Annotated in this window: 12 protein-coding genes; 5 read left to right on the top strand and 7 right to left on the bottom strand. The window is 57.6% G+C overall.

Annotated elements, in window-relative coordinates:
• Positions 1-765: 765 nt before the first annotated feature.
• The 3 genes from AABO57_26025 to AABO57_26035 all read right to left on the bottom strand — a co-directional run bounded on the left by AABO57_26025 (position 766) and on the right by AABO57_26035 (position 2408).
• Complete coding sequence (locus AABO57_26025; protein MEK6289186.1) at positions 766-1293, bottom strand: tail fiber protein; 528 nt, start codon at positions 1291-1293, stop codon at positions 766-768.
• An 85-nt stretch (positions 1294-1378) separates the two neighbouring features.
• Positions 1379-1882, bottom strand: a complete 504-nt coding sequence (locus AABO57_26030) for a tail fiber protein (protein ID MEK6289187.1) — start codon at positions 1880-1882, stop codon at positions 1379-1381.
• A 10-nt stretch (positions 1883-1892) separates the two neighbouring features.
• Entirely contained in the window at positions 1893-2408 is a 516-nt protein-coding gene (locus AABO57_26035; GenBank protein ID MEK6289188.1) for a tail fiber protein, read from the bottom strand.
• Between the two features lie 521 nt (positions 2409-2929).
• Between AABO57_26035 and AABO57_26040 the strand changes: the two genes are divergently transcribed.
• Positions 2930-3229, top strand: coding sequence for a hypothetical protein (locus tag AABO57_26040; protein MEK6289189.1), 300 nt, complete (start codon positions 2930-2932; stop codon positions 3227-3229).
• A gap of 95 nt (positions 3230-3324) precedes the next feature.
• Here AABO57_26040 and AABO57_26045 read toward each other — a convergent pair whose 3' ends face one another.
• The 4 genes from AABO57_26045 to polA all read right to left on the bottom strand — a co-directional run bounded on the left by AABO57_26045 (position 3325) and on the right by polA (position 7552).
• Positions 3325-3828, bottom strand: a complete 504-nt coding sequence (locus AABO57_26045) for a GNAT family N-acetyltransferase (protein ID MEK6289190.1) — start codon at positions 3826-3828, stop codon at positions 3325-3327.
• A gap of 67 nt (positions 3829-3895) precedes the next feature.
• Positions 3896-4195: a hypothetical protein gene (locus AABO57_26050; protein ID MEK6289191.1), complete on the bottom strand. Its 300-nt coding sequence runs from the start codon at positions 4193-4195 to the stop codon at positions 3896-3898.
• A gap of 2 nt (positions 4196-4197) precedes the next feature.
• The gene (locus AABO57_26055) at positions 4198-4704 is read right to left on the bottom strand and encodes a GNAT family N-acetyltransferase (protein MEK6289192.1); all 507 of its coding nucleotides are present in this window, start codon (positions 4702-4704) and stop codon (positions 4198-4200) included.
• A gap of 106 nt (positions 4705-4810) precedes the next feature.
• Entirely contained in the window at positions 4811-7552 is a 2742-nt protein-coding gene (gene polA, locus AABO57_26060) for a DNA polymerase I (protein ID MEK6289193.1), read from the bottom strand.
• A 175-nt stretch (positions 7553-7727) separates the two neighbouring features.
• Between polA and mscL the strand changes: the two genes are divergently transcribed.
• From mscL to AABO57_26080, 4 genes are all read left to right on the top strand, one after another.
• Positions 7728-8171 (top strand): large conductance mechanosensitive channel protein MscL, encoded by a 444-nt coding sequence (gene mscL, locus AABO57_26065; protein ID MEK6289194.1) that lies wholly within the window; start codon positions 7728-7730, stop codon positions 8169-8171.
• Between the two features lie 99 nt (positions 8172-8270).
• A complete protein-coding gene (locus AABO57_26070) occupies positions 8271-9353 on the top strand; it encodes a hypothetical protein (protein MEK6289195.1) in 1083 nt (360 codons plus the stop codon).
• Between the two features lie 303 nt (positions 9354-9656).
• The gene (locus AABO57_26075) at positions 9657-9944 is read left to right on the top strand and encodes a hypothetical protein (protein MEK6289196.1); all 288 of its coding nucleotides are present in this window, start codon (positions 9657-9659) and stop codon (positions 9942-9944) included.
• Between the two features lie 119 nt (positions 9945-10063).
• Entirely contained in the window at positions 10064-13744 is a 3681-nt protein-coding gene (locus AABO57_26080) for a PAS domain S-box protein (protein MEK6289197.1), read from the top strand.
• Positions 13745-13797: the final 53 nt, after the last annotated feature.

Genomic DNA, 13797 nt, shown 5'->3' on the forward strand with positions numbered 1-13797 from the left:
AAGGCGCACTAACATTACCCTTCACATCCGTAGGAACGGGCACGACCTTCGAGCCAGAGACCGGCGACAGGCCCGATACCAGAAACGCCATCAAAGCGATAGCACACAGAATTAGAGTAATGTAGTTGCGGGTGGCAAAAGTACGGAGCAGTTTCATTTTTTATTCTCCTAAACGATGCCCGTGAGATGGGCAGAATTCAATTCGAAAAGTTCGTAGCCTGCTGCGGCTCTAACAACCAACTAGGACACCAGGGCCGAACTCGCTTTCTGAGGAGTTCAATACAACCTGAGAATTTCACTCTGAAACCGCGGAGCCTACATTCCAAGCAATCAGTGAGGTCTCGTTGTAACAAAGGTCCCGCGCGGGAGCCGCCATTCTATGACGGGCGTAACCCGAGAGTCAATAGGACGCGGGCCCCAAAACGTGAGATTTTTTACTTGGCAAGCGTTTTTGAACCACCCGGCTACCCCGGCGAATTCTTCTTCGCGCGCCGCCTTTGTCATTCCGCGGAGACAGGCACGGCCCGCGGCAGTAGAGCTCGAGGAGTTGGACAGAAAGTTTAAGCAATTACTCACTGCTAGAAAGGCCGGTGAAAGAACCGATGAGATATTCACAATACAGCCGGTCAGTAAATTCAATTCACTGATTTGGAAATAGACCTCCACCGGAATGAACCGGTGGAGACCGAAGCATCTGGAAGCACGCAAGGGTTTAATCCCGTGGCGCGCAGACATCTCAAACCTCGCTCCAAGCGAATTCCGAGTTCATCCTCGTGGCGGGAAAACGCCTTGCAACGCGATGCAGAAGTAAAACGTGAGATACGGCATCATATTGTCGTGCGGCTGATCGCCGCCGGCCGGAGTCAGCGCGACGGGGTTCATGCTAACAAGATTGGCATTGGTAGTGGTTTGGTACAATGTCCCGCCTACGGACTTTGCCAACGCCACATTAAGAGTCAACGAACCCTGTACACCATCTTCCGTTGATGCCTGCAGCGTGTGACTGTGAGCAGGTATCTCGGATTCGAGCAGGGTGACGGTCGGCGACCCCCCCGTTTCACCGAGGTCGTGCAGCGACAGCCCAGGCCCCTGACCCGGATGCATAGGCGCGCGACCCTGCAAATCGGGCAGCGCGAAGTTCGACTTGCCGTCGCCCCCGTAGGTCGTGCCTAGCAGGGAAAATAGGGCGGTGTTTTGCGAAAGCGGCATCAATTGACCGTCACACCATGCCCAGCCTTTCGGGGCGAAGTTAAAAGGAAAGATTCTGATTTCAGCGACAAAAGGATCTGCCATGTTTAGTCTCCTCAAGCTCAGCAAAGCAAAAAACCAAAAATCCCGCAACATCAGCCTTGCGCAAGAATAACTTCCCAAACAGATTTCAAGTTGGGCTTGGGAAAATCCCGAAGAGCGAAATGATGAAGTCAACGCACAAGTACGGCTGAAAATTGGTATGAGGCTGGCTTCCTCCCACCGGCGATATGGCTGATGCCGCCATGGGCGAAAGGGCCGTCTCCGGCGCGTAAGGTGTTATCACTGTCGAGTTGCCCAGAAGGTTGCCTGCCGGGGCAGCCTGTGCCCCGTTGGTCGCGGAACCCAGCAATGGATGGCTGTGCGAAGGTATTTGATTGACCGTAAGGGTAACCTCCTCGGCCCCGCCGGTCTCAGCCAGGATGAAGCCGTTACCTTGATGCAACGGCAAACGACCGCGCAGGTCCGGCAACGCAAACGTGCTCTGTCCATCGCCCCCGTAGGTCGTGCCGATCAGTTGAAACAGCGTCTCATTCTCGGAGATAGGAAGCAACTGCCCTTCGCAAAACATCCAGCCTGCGGGGGCGAAGTTGCCCGCGAACATTCGGATTTCTCCAACATACGGTTGTGCCATATTGATCTCCTTAGTTAGGTGACGGGAAGATGCCTTGCAACGCGATGCAGAAGCTTAGCGTCAAGTAGGGCTGCATGTTAAGGTGCGCCTGGCTGCCACCGACATTAGTTACAGAAGTCGGGTACAGGGGCGTTAGGTTGCTTGTGGAATTCGTATATGCGTTGCCTGGCTCCTGGGCCAGGATATTGCCTGCCGCCGCGGATCTTGGAGCAACTGAATTCCCTACAGAACTCGACCCATTCAGTACATGCGTGTGTTGTGGTAACTGAGCGATTGAAAGCGTGACCGCTTGTTCGCCACCGCGCCCACCAAGCGTGTTGCCGTCGCCCACGTGAACCGGTACGCGACCTCGGAGGTCGGGTAGCGCGAAATTCACTCGCCCGTCGCCGCCGAAGGTCGTCCCCAACAGCGAAAACAGCGCCTGATTCTGATTGATGGGCAGAAGTTGCCCATTGCAAAGCGCCCAGCCTTTTGGCGCAAATACAAAGCTCATGATTCTGATTTCAGACAGAAACGGTTCAGCCATTTTTCCCTCCTAGGCTCTTATTGCCAGTAATCGACTCCTAGTGATCAATAGATAAAGAAACAACTGGGACATGCCCGATGTTCGCGCCTTGATGAAACAACCTGTACCGCTTTGCTCGACTTCCTAAGGTTTTCCTTCCAACCCAAGAGCTGTTAATACTCCACTCAATGGGCGGGGATTGTATCACAAGTCCCCATCATGTCAATGCCCATTCTGGGTTAGTTTGTATTGAGCGCATAAACCTCACACCTTAGACTCGTAGCACGATGCTTTCACGGCATTGGCCCCCTCACGCATGCCTCCACCGATCTGGCAAACCAACAACTGGAGAGAAAAATGATCCTTTCACGACGCAGTTTTTTGCAGGCAGGGGGTAAGTTTGGTCTAGCCGGCTTCCTGGCCGGAGCAATCGGCCGAGGCGCGTACGGGCAGGAGAAGTCCTTACAAATGTTGGGCACGGGGATCGGCAATCCGGTCCCAAAGGAAATCCTCGGTGACCCCTCCACTACATCACCCGCGCGATGTTCACAGAAACCCTCAAGAGCAAGTTCACCTTTCGCCTTGGAGAGGTGGCACTGACTGATTTGACCCTGATCGAAGTGATTGACCTCAATCCGCCTTTCGCCAAGAGCGACGGGACAAGCACCAGGGACTGCTTTTCGTTAGTATTCAAGGGCCCACGCAATCTGCCGCTCGGACAGAACACATACACGGTCGAGCACGGGAAGCTGGGAAAATTCGAACTATTCGTAGTGCCGGGGGATACCAACGGCCGGCCGGGGATTCGATACGGGGCAATCATCAATCGCATCTATCCCTGAGCATCAGCACGCTGACAGCAGAAGGCAGTAGGCAGAAGGCGGAAGGCAGAACCAATAGGCTTCTGCCCGCTGCCTTTTGCCTTCTGCCTTTTGCCTTATGGGCGCCATTCCAGAAGGTAGCTATAGCCTTGCTCGCCTGATTTCACGAAGCCCAATCGCTCGAACAGCCCACGCGACCGATTGTAGCTCTCAACATAGACACTGAGGGGCTTGCCCAGCGCGGCCGCTTCAGCCATCAGTTCTCTGACGATGGGCGTTCCTATTCCGGCGCTTCGATGTCGTGGAAGAACGGTTATGTCAAGGATCCTTATCTCTTCTTCGTTGTTTGATACATACAGCCGGCCCACCGGCTCGCCGTCAACGAGAATGATCAGGTGCTCGCCTTCAGGATAATACTGGCGATAGTGAGCTGACTGAGCGGTGAATTGCATCGTGAGGAAAGCATCTCGCTGCGCCTCGCCCCATTCAGTCAATGCCAGTTCTTCCAGTCGCGTGCTCCCATAAACCCTGACCAGAAAAGCCTCATCGTCCGGGCCTCCTTTTCTAAAGGTCGCCACCCGCAACTGGTCGAGCGAGATTTGTTTGGACCCTATTTCCATTTCTTCAATCGGGCGTTCCGCTGCGTTCCGCTGCGTTCCGCTGCGATTAGACAACACCTTCGGCGAATTATTCGAGGAAACGGTTGAAGATCGCTTCGTAGCTCAAACCATCATTGTTCCGGGCGATCGGAACGAGAAACAGATCGAGCGAGCCCAGTTTATCGTGCTCAAGCCGAAAAATGCCCTGCGCTGCCGGCCCGTTGAGCGGTCCGAGAAAAACCAGCGAGAACTGGCTCTGCATGTTTGACGACCCAACATCGGTGGCGCTGAGCAGCTCGAGATCGGCGGTCTGCGAATCGCCATAGTGAATCAGAAACTTCGTGCCTACATGCCCCGAGAATGTTTCTATCGTGAATACGTCTGTCATCCTCAACCTCCTGATGTAGCTCGCTCGATCTGCCACGCCATCTTGTAGTCCGTCGCCAAGTCGGCAGTTATCGAAAACCCGAGTCGCCTATAGAGCCCGGCAGCCCGATTGACTTTAGCAACGTGGAGGGTCACCGGCTTGTCCTCGGCTCGCGCCTCTTCAATCAGCGCCGAGACCAACGCGCCTCCAATACCGCGCCCGCGTTCGTCGGGCAGAAGCGACACATCGACGAGCCGGATCTCTCGTTCCGAGCGGAACACCAGGATACGGCCGGCACGCCGATCCTTGCAGAGAATAATCTGGTGATCGGCCCCCGGAAACGCGATCTCGTAGTGTCGCCGCTGGGCTGTGAACTGCAATCTCAGGAACATCTCCTGCTGAGACGGATGCCATCCCCAGGCGGCGATCTCCTCGGTTCGCGTGCTGCAATACAATTCATAGAGAAAAGCTTCGTCGTCAGGAACAGCAGGCCGCAGAGTGATTGGCGCGGGCTTTCGATCCTGAGTCATACATCACCGTCGGAGGGACATCATTCTAACCGTCAGGCCGACTCGGCGCAAAGTAAAACCCTTGAAAATCTGTGTTACGGGTTGGGGAGACGGTGGCGCGATTCTCTTAAGGCTTCGCTTCCATCCAGTTGCGGCCCACTCCGACATCAACCACAAGCGGCACCGCCAGAGGAAAGACCGACTCCATCTCGGCTCGAACGACCTCGGTCGCGCGATCGATTTCAATCTCGGGAACTTCAAGCAACAACTCGTCGTGAACCTGAAGGATCATTCGAGCCCCGAGCTTCTCGCGGCGAAGCCGTTCGTATACACGGATCATCGCGACCTTCACCAGATCGGCGGCCGTGCCTTGAATCGGCGCGTTGATGGCTTCGCGTTCCGCCCTCGCGCGCAATGCGTGACTGCGATTGTTGATGTCGGGTATCGGGCGAATTCGGCCGAAGATCGTTCGCACTACCCCACTCTCGCGCACCTGTTTGGGCGTCTCCTCCATGTAGTGTCGAACACCCGTGTAGGTCTGATAGTAGTCTTCAATGACTTTCTTCGCCTGAGCGCGCGTCAAGCCGGTGCGCTGCGCAAGACCGAACGGACCGATGACGTACGGGATGGCGAAGTTGACTATCTTCGCAAGCCTGCGCGCGTCTGACTCTTCCTGTTTCGTGGTTGCGCCGAACACATCGCGGGCAGTGCGAGCATGAATGTCTTCGCCGCGCTTGAAGGCTTCGGTCATAACCGGGTCGCTTGTTACGTGCGCGAACACTCGGAGCTCGATCTGCGAGTAGTCGGCCGACATCAACTGATATCCGGGCGACGCGACGAACGCGGCGCGAATTCGGCGGCCAAGCTCGGACCTGATCGGAATGTTCTGAAGGTTCGGATTGGTCGACGACAATCTTCCGGTGGCCGATACTGCTTGATTCAAGGTCGTATGCACGCGCCCGGAGTGTGCATCGATCAGCTTCGGAAGCGCATCGACGTAGGTATTCTTGAGCTTGGCGATCTCTCGGTAGTCGATGATCTTTTGCGGCAACTCGTACTTGAGAGCCAGCTCTTCCAGCACATCCACCGAGGTCGATATCTTCCCGGTCTTCGTCTTGCGGCCAACTTCAAAGTTGAGCTTCTCGAAAATGTCGCCAAGCTGCGCGGGAGAATTGATATTGAACTCCTGTCCCGCGAGCTTGTAGATCTCTTCCGTCAGCCGCGCGAGTTCCTTCTCCATCTCGCCGCCTGCTTTCTCGAGCGCCGCAAGATCGATGCGCACGCCTATCCGCTCCATGTCGAAGAGAATCTCCACCAGCGGCAGCTCGATCTCGCGATAGACCTTGTCCAGCCCCATCTCTTTAATCTTGTCGCCCAAAACGCTCGTCAGTTGCAGCGTCAGATCCGCGGTCTGAAGCGCGCGCGCGGCGTCCTCGTCCCAGCCTTCGATGGCGGCGGCCATCTCCAGCCCGAGGAATTCGCGCGCGAGGTCCTGCGGCCGGTAGTTGGCTCGATTAGGATCCAGCAGGTAGGCGGCGATTAGAGTGTCGTCTTCAACGCCGTCGATGCGAATCGCCGGAATGAAATCCCGAATCCCGCCGTCGCATTCGTTTGCGAACGCCATCAACGGAGCATCGCTCATTTCTCGCCGGCGGACGCAGCGGTCAAGCAAGGTTAGCGCGCCCTTCCAATCGTGAATCGCTTTCCTAATGAGACCATTCTCGAGCACCTCCTTCAGCTTAAGAAGCGGGTCATGTTTCGCGTCGAACTTGACGTCGAACCTATCAAGGTCGATGTATGAGGCTTTCATTTCCTCGGGCGCGATCGCGACGCCGCACACCGCACCGTTGCGCTCGGCGATCGACAGCCCGAACCGGTCTTTCGTCCAAAGCGATTCAATAAAGCGATCCAGCTCCGCTGGTGTGCTGATGCGTGAGTAGCTTGCCTTTCCCGACTCGCGCACGGCGACGGTCGCCGCGGCTTTCCCATTTTCCGCGGCGTCAGAGAATTCCTTGCTGAGTTGGGCGAACTCGAGCTCGGAGAACAACTGGTAAGCGGCTCGCCGATCGGGGGACTCGTAGATCAATGAATTCAGATCCAGCTCGATCGGCATTTCGCAGGCGATTCTCACAAGCTCTCGCGACTGGCGTATCAAATCGACGTTGTTCTTAAGGCTCTCGCGATAAGTCTTTCGCGAAATCTCATCCGCGTGAGCGATGGCGTTTTCGATGGCGCCGTATTGTTGGATGATTTGCTTCGCGCCTTTTTCGCCGATGCCCGGCGCGCCCGGGATGTTGTCTATCGTATCGCCCCACAAGCCCAGCAGCTCGACTACCTGATGCGGAGGCACGCCCATCTTTTCCTCGACTCCCGCGGCGTCCACCATTTTCATTTCACCGGTCCGCTCGGTGCGTAGAATCTTCACGTGATCGGTGACCAACTGGTTCATGTCCTTATCGTTGGTGACAATGACCACGTCGAGGCCGGCGCGTTCTGCTTGAGCCGCGAGCGTGCCGATGATGTCGTCCGCTTCGTAGCCGGACTCGCGAACGATCGGGACGCGCAATGCTTCGGACAGCCGCGCGATGTATGGAATCTGCAGGGTCAGGTCGTCGGGCATCTTGGTTCGAGTCGCCTTGTAGGATTCATACGCGTCGTGACGAAACGTGCGCTCGGGCGAATCGAAAGCGACGCCGAGGTAGTCAGGTTTCTCGGATGTGATGAGTTTGCGCAGCATCATCGTAAAGCCGTAGACCGCATTCGTCGGAAGGCCGCGCGAATTTGAGAGGCTTGGGAGCGCGTAATAGGCGCGATAGATCTGCGACATCCCGTCTACCAGGAACAGCCGCTTCGTTTGGGACTGGGGCATAAGCGCATCCTACGGCCCGCGATTTTGGGGTGTCAAGAAACCAGCCTGGATGGTAGTGTCCTAACTTCAAATTCTCAGCGCCGTCTCTGCGTGCTCTGCGCCTCTGCGGTGGGTGATTCTCGGCGTTGGGATTCTCCGCAGAAGTTAGCCGGACATTCTCAGAGGAGGAAAACGAATGTTAAAGGAGTTCAAAGAGTTTGGCATGCGCGGCAACGTGTTGGACCTGGCGATCGGCATCATCATCGGCGTCGCGTTTGGAAAAATCATCTCGTCGTTTGTAATCGACGTATTGATGCCGCCGATAGGGTTGTTGCTGGGCAAGGTGGATTTCAGCAATCTGTACATAAACCTGTCGGGTGCCCACTACGATACGCTGGCGGCGGCAAAGGAAGCGGGCGCGGCGACGATCAACTACGGCCTCTTTCTTGGAGCCGTGATTGATTTTTTGATCGTCGCCTTTGTGATCTTCCTCCTGGTTAAGCAGATCAACAGGATGAAACGCAAGCAGGTCGAGGAACCGCCGGCGGCCAGGGAATGCGCATTCTGCCTTTCCAGCATTCCGATCAAGGCCACGCGATGCCCGCACTGCACGTCTGACCTGAAGACAGCCTCGGCATGAATCGACGAGCCGGTTTGCGCGTTGCATTTTAGGTTCAACGGTGTCAGCCTTCTCGTCTGGCAGCGAGTGGACCCAACAACTAGATCGCAGGGAGGGAACATGAGAATAGCAGGACGTTGGAGTAACTACGCACCCTTTGCTCTGGTGGCCGTTTTGCTGGTCGCAGGGCTCGCGCCGGCTTTAGCGTCGCCGTCGCAGAAACGCGCGCCCGCGAAAAAGGCTCCGGCGCCGCCAAAGCAGCCGCAGACGCCTTTCAGCCAGGGTTATCAAAAGGGGTATGACGAAGGCTTCCCGCAGGGCGAGACCGATTGGAGCAATAGTTCGCGGCGCGACTTTCGCCGCTCAGACAGATTTCAGCAACGTGATCCAGGGTCGTCCGAGGAATACGGCAAAGGCTATGAGCTCGGCTTCGAGCTTGGTTACTCAGACGGCTACTACGGCCGGGCTCGCAATGCCGTAGTGCCTCGCAACGGGGAAGTACTCGCCAAGGCGGCGGCGCTTGCCGATCAGCAGCGAATGCGGCGCGAGCGTGCGGATCGTGACCGTGCGGATAATGACCGCGGCCAGCGGGAAACGTCTCGGCCAAGTGAAGACACTCGGCCAAGCGAAATAGATCGGCCAAGCGAAATAGATCGGCGCAGACCCAGCGCTCCACTCAACATTCCCAACGGCACCGAGCTTCGCATAAGACTCAGCACTCCCATAAGCACAAAGACCGGCCGAGTGGGCGACACTTTCACCGCGACTGTTGTTCAACCTTCGACCTATGAGTCGGCTACCGTTCAGGGCCACATAGCGACGCTCAACAAGTCCGGCCGCGTGAGCGGAAAGACTGAGGTCGCGCTGGCGTTTGATACTCTGACGCTTCCCGACGGGCGGCAGACGAGAATCGACGGGGACCTGGTGCGGGTCTATGAATCCGAAAACGTCAAGAAGGTCGACGAAGAAGGCCGCATCGAAACAGGTAGCCGCACACGAGACTCAGAGGTTCGAGGCGGCATCGGCGCTGCGGCCGGCGCGATCATTGGCGGCATCATCGGTGGAGGCAAAGGCGCTGTCATCGGATTGCTCCTTGGCGGAGCCGCGGGCGTCGGGACCGTCTACGTCGAAGGCAACAAAGATTTGATTCTCGATCCGGGCACTGAAATGGTGATTCGCACAGCAGGCCCGAAGGATCGCTGAACTCTCACTCTGAACTTCTCGGAACCGAAGGCGGCGCTGACCATCTCCAGGTCGCGCCGCCTTTCCGCGTTTGGCACAAATGTGCCGCGCCGGGTGGCCGGCAGAGGCCAAACGCACGCTTCTAAAATGGTCGCGCCGTGCTGGACAAATTGGGAGGTGGTTCCGATGCGCGCGTCTACGATTCGTGGTCCAACGGCTGTTATGCATTGCGAAACATCATTAAATAGCAGTCCTCTTGAGTCACACGGACTTGACGTCAGTTCGGCAATCGCGTTCGATGATATCAAAGCGAACGACAAAGTCTTGATAAGGACAAGGAACAGCGAGTACCGATTCTCGGTGATCGATCCGGTGAACCACAAGGGAATGCTGACCGGCGGTCCGCTTGGAGAGGAGCCTCGCGAAGCCTTCCTGATCGAATCGATCGGCAAGGGCGAAAACGGCGCGCTTCGCGATTTCCGTGGACTGCAGACCGGGGCGCGGGCGCTGTTCTATCTTTCATCGGGTCCGAAAGTCGAACGTGTGACCACTTCCAAAATATCCGGCCTCACTCTCGTAAAAGCTGAGGACCGGAGTTCTCTTATTTCCTAGCTCACCACCACCCTTAGCCGAGCTTATCTTGTTCGGCTTCCGCCGTCGTGTTTAGAATACCGTTGCTTTAGTGTCTGGCACGAGTGCGACGCGGGCATTATCGTCTAAGGTTCACTGGTATGAAACAAGACAGGCAGGCCGATCTGGAGTTGCGCGAAGCGAGCCAGCTCCAGCAGGCAATCCTCGACGCCGCCAACTACACGATCATATCGACGTCGCCCGATGGGGTGATCCGCACGTTGAACGCCGCGGCCGAACGCTGGCTGGGTTATTCCGCGGAAGAGGTAGCCGGCAAAACAACGCCGGCCATCTTCCACGAGCCCGAAGAAATTGAGCGGCGGGCGCGAGAACTCTCCGAGGAGCTTGGCGTTGCAATCGAGCCCGGCTTCGAGGTCTTCGTCGCCAAGGCTCGGCTCGGAATTCCTGATGAAAACGAATGGACGTATGTGAGGAAGGACGGCAGCCGCTTTCCGGTGCGGTTGTCGGTGACCGCGCTGCTGGATGCCGAGGGAAAGATCACGGGATTTCTCGGAATCGGTCGCGACATCACGGCGCGCAAACGGGCTGAGCAGGCGTTGCGCGACAGCGAGAAGCGCTATCGCGACCTGGTGGAGAACTCTCTGGGCTTGATCGGCGCTCACGACATGGAAGGCCGCTTTCTGATGAGCAACCCGGCTGTTGCGAGATCACTCGGATACCAGCCGTCGGAGATGGCCGGCAGGCACATGACCGACTTTCTCGCGTCGTCCGTGCGCAGATTTTTCGGCGACTACCTCGACCGCATCCGCCAGAATGGAACCGATAGCGGGCTCCTCAAGATGCTGACCAGAGACGGCGAGGAGCGCATATGGGAGTACCGGAACGTTCGATACGATGAACCGGGAAAACCCTCTTACGTTCTGGCCCATGCTCACGACATAACCGACCGCAAACGGGCAGAGCGCCGCCTGGCCGTGCAGTATGCCGCGTCGCGAATACTGGCCGAGTCGACGACGTTCCGTGAAGCTGCGCCGAAGATACTCCAGGATATCTGCGAGAGCCTTGGTTGGGGAACGGGCGCGCTCTGGATAGTTGATCGAGGCGCAAATGTGCTGCGCTACGTCGAAGGCTGGGAAGCGCCTTCGGTAAACGTCGAAGAGTTCAGATCGATAAGCCGGCAAACCGTCTTTCAACCTGGCGTAGGGCTGCCGGGACGCGTATGGGCGAGCGGCCAACCACATTGGATCGCCGACGTCACCACGGACGACAACTTTCCTCGCTGGCCCATCGCCGCTAAAGAGGGGCTGCACGCGGCGCTCGGTTTCCCAATCGTCCTGAGGGGCGAAGTTCTCGGCGTCATGGAATTCTTCAGCCAGTGGATCCAAAAGCCCGACAAGGATCTGCTCGAGATGATGTCGAGTATCGGCAGCCAGATCGGCCAATTCGCCGAACGCAAGCAAGCCGAGAAGGAACTGAGAGAGAGCGAGGCGCAGCTTCAAGCGATACTGGACAACTCTACCGCGGTCATCTATCTCAAGGACGTGCAAGGCCGCTACGTCTTGATCAATCGGAGATTCGAGACGTTGTTTCACGTCACCAAGCGAGAGGTCGCCGGGAAAACCGACTACGACATCTTCCCGCGCGAGATGGCCGAGGCATTCCGAGCGAATGATCTCGCAGTGCTCGAAGCCGGGGCTCCGCTTGAATCGGAAGAGATAGCCCCGCACGAAGACGGTCCGCACACCTACCTTTCAATCAAAGTCCCGCTGCGAGATTCCGCTGGAGTTCCCTACGCGATCTGCGGCATCTCGACTGACATCACTGAGCGCAAGGGCATGGAAGCCGATGTGGCTAAGGCTCGTGACGTCGCGCTGGAGTCAGCGCGTTTGAAAGCAGAGTTCCTGGCCAATATGAGCCATGAAATCCGCACCCCGATGAATGCTGTCATCGGAATGACCGGACTGCTGCTTGACACGAACCTGACTGCCGGGCAGCGCGAGTACGCTGAAACTGTCCGGTCGAGCGCCGAGGCTTTGCTCACACTCATAAACGACATCCTCGACTTCTCGAAGATCGAGGCGGGAAAACTGACCTTCGAGAAGATGGATTTTGATCTGCGCAACGCGGTCGAAGGCGCGGTTGATCTAGTGGCAGAAGCAGCGCAAGCAAAAGGCGTCGAGCTTTTCTCGCTGGTCTACAGCGACGTGCCGACTCAGCTTCGCGGCGATCCCGGCCGGCTTCGCCAGGTGCTGACAAACCTGCTGAGCAACGCGATCAAGTTCACCGAGCAAGGCGAAGTCATCGTGCGCGCGACCAAAGAGAGCGAAATCGGATCGAGCATCGTTCTGCGCTTTGCCGTCAGCGACAGCGGCATTGGCATCCCTGAAGAAGCGCAGCGAAGAATCTTCGAGGCTTTCTCGCAAGCTGACGGCTCCACCACGCGCAGGTATGGCGGCACCGGTCTGGGGCTTGCAATTTCCAGGCAGCTTGTCGAGATGATGGGCGGGCAGATTGACGTCGAGAGCGCCCCGGGCAAAGGCTCGACATTCTGGTTCACCGCAAGGTTTGAAAGGCAACCCGAAGACAGCGCACGGCCCCAGCCTCCGAGAGCGAATCTGGAAGCAGTGCGAGTGCTGGTGGTCGACGACAACGCGACTAATCGAAAGCTGGTTCATGAACAGATTACTTCGTGGGGAATGCGCAATGGCACTGCGGAAAACGGCGAGCAAGCGCTTGCCGTCTTGCGAGATGAGGCTGCCGCCGGAGACCCTTACTTTATCGCCATCCTGGACATGCAGATGCCCGAGATGGACGGTCTGATGCTGAGCCGGGCGATCAAATCGGATCCCGCCATAGCCGGAACGCGGCTCCTGATGATGACATCGCTGGGACGCCGCGACGATGCAGCGATTCGCGAAGCAGGCGTCGAACTCTGTCTCACCAAACCGGTCAAACAGTCGCATTTGTTCGACTGTCTCGCCACGCTGGTTGGCGATCGCGTTTTCCAAGAGCCGCCTCGTCAGGGACTCCCCGCTCAGATCTCACACGAGGGGCGTGAGCCGCTTCGCATACTTGTCGCCGAAGACAACATCGTCAACCAGAAGGTGGCGCTGCGTCAGCTTCAGCGGCTGGGCTACGCCGCCGACGGCGTAGCGAATGGCCTGGAAGTCCTCGACGCGCTCGAGCGGATTCACTACGACGTCGTGTTGATGGATTGCCAGATGCCTGAGATGGATGGCTATGAGGCCACCAGACAGATACGCCGGCGCGAAGGCGATTTGCGGCATACGACCGTCATTGCGATGACCGCAAACGCGCTGGAAAGCGATCGCCAGAAGTGCCTCGCCGCTGGGATGGACGACTACATCAGCAAGCCCGTCAAACAGGATGTACTCTCGGCAATGCTTGAACGCTGGACTCGCGGTCTGCCGCAACCATCGGGGCCTGAAGAGTCCGACTTAAGCGAATCCGCCAGAGTAATCGACTCGAGAGTGATCGCCGAGCTGCGCGCGATTCCTGCCCCGGCAGACTCTGACTTCTTCGGAAACCTGATTGATCTGTTCATCGAGGAATCGCCGAAGCGTCTGGCGGCAATGCGCGCGGCGCTCGGGCGAGAAAGCGCGACACAACTCGCGCGCGAGGCTCACGCACTGAAGGGAAGCAGCGCGAATCTCGGTGCTACGCGGATGACCGCGCTGTGCGAGCTTCTCGAAGAGCAAGGCCGCGGCGGGTCGACCGGCGGAGCGCCCGCGCTGCTGTCGGTGTTGGAGGAAGAATTCGACCGCGTCCGGAAGGCTCTCGAGTCGGAAAAGACATCCTAGCGCGGCCGCCTTCGTTCATTGCGCAAAGGCGCGCCGTTTGTGCTAGCATGGCC

This window comes from Acidobacteriota bacterium (assembly GCA_038040445.1).
GTDB classification, from domain to species: domain Bacteria; phylum Acidobacteriota; class Blastocatellia; order UBA7656; family UBA7656; genus Onstottus_A; species Onstottus_A frigus.

What these genes read in the sequence shown, in the direction of transcription:
- AABO57_26025 (MEK6289186.1), bottom strand. Translation starts at nt 1,293, where the DNA reads ATGGCAGATCCTTTTGTCGCTGAAATCAGAATCTTTCCTTTTAACTTC.
- AABO57_26030 (MEK6289187.1), bottom strand. Translation starts at nt 1,882, where the DNA reads ATGGCACAACCGTATGTTGGAGAAATCCGAATGTTCGCGGGCAACTTC.
- AABO57_26035 (MEK6289188.1), bottom strand. Translation starts at nt 2,408, where the DNA reads ATGGCTGAACCGTTTCTGTCTGAAATCAGAATCATGAGCTTTGTATTT.
- AABO57_26040 (MEK6289189.1), top strand. Translation starts at nt 2,930, where the DNA reads ATGTTCACAGAAACCCTCAAGAGCAAGTTCACCTTTCGCCTTGGAGAG.
- AABO57_26045 (MEK6289190.1), bottom strand. Translation starts at nt 3,828, where the DNA reads ATGGAAATAGGGTCCAAACAAATCTCGCTCGACCAGTTGCGGGTGGCG.
- AABO57_26050 (MEK6289191.1), bottom strand. Translation starts at nt 4,195, where the DNA reads ATGACAGACGTATTCACGATAGAAACATTCTCGGGGCATGTAGGCACG.
- AABO57_26055 (MEK6289192.1), bottom strand. Translation starts at nt 4,704, where the DNA reads ATGACTCAGGATCGAAAGCCCGCGCCAATCACTCTGCGGCCTGCTGTT.
- polA (MEK6289193.1), bottom strand. Translation starts at nt 7,552, where the DNA reads ATGCCCCAGTCCCAAACGAAGCGGCTGTTCCTGGTAGACGGGATGTCG.
- mscL (MEK6289194.1), top strand. Translation starts at nt 7,728, where the DNA reads ATGTTAAAGGAGTTCAAAGAGTTTGGCATGCGCGGCAACGTGTTGGAC.
- AABO57_26070 (MEK6289195.1), top strand. Translation starts at nt 8,271, where the DNA reads ATGAGAATAGCAGGACGTTGGAGTAACTACGCACCCTTTGCTCTGGTG.
- AABO57_26080 (MEK6289197.1), top strand. Translation starts at nt 10,064, where the DNA reads ATGAAACAAGACAGGCAGGCCGATCTGGAGTTGCGCGAAGCGAGCCAG.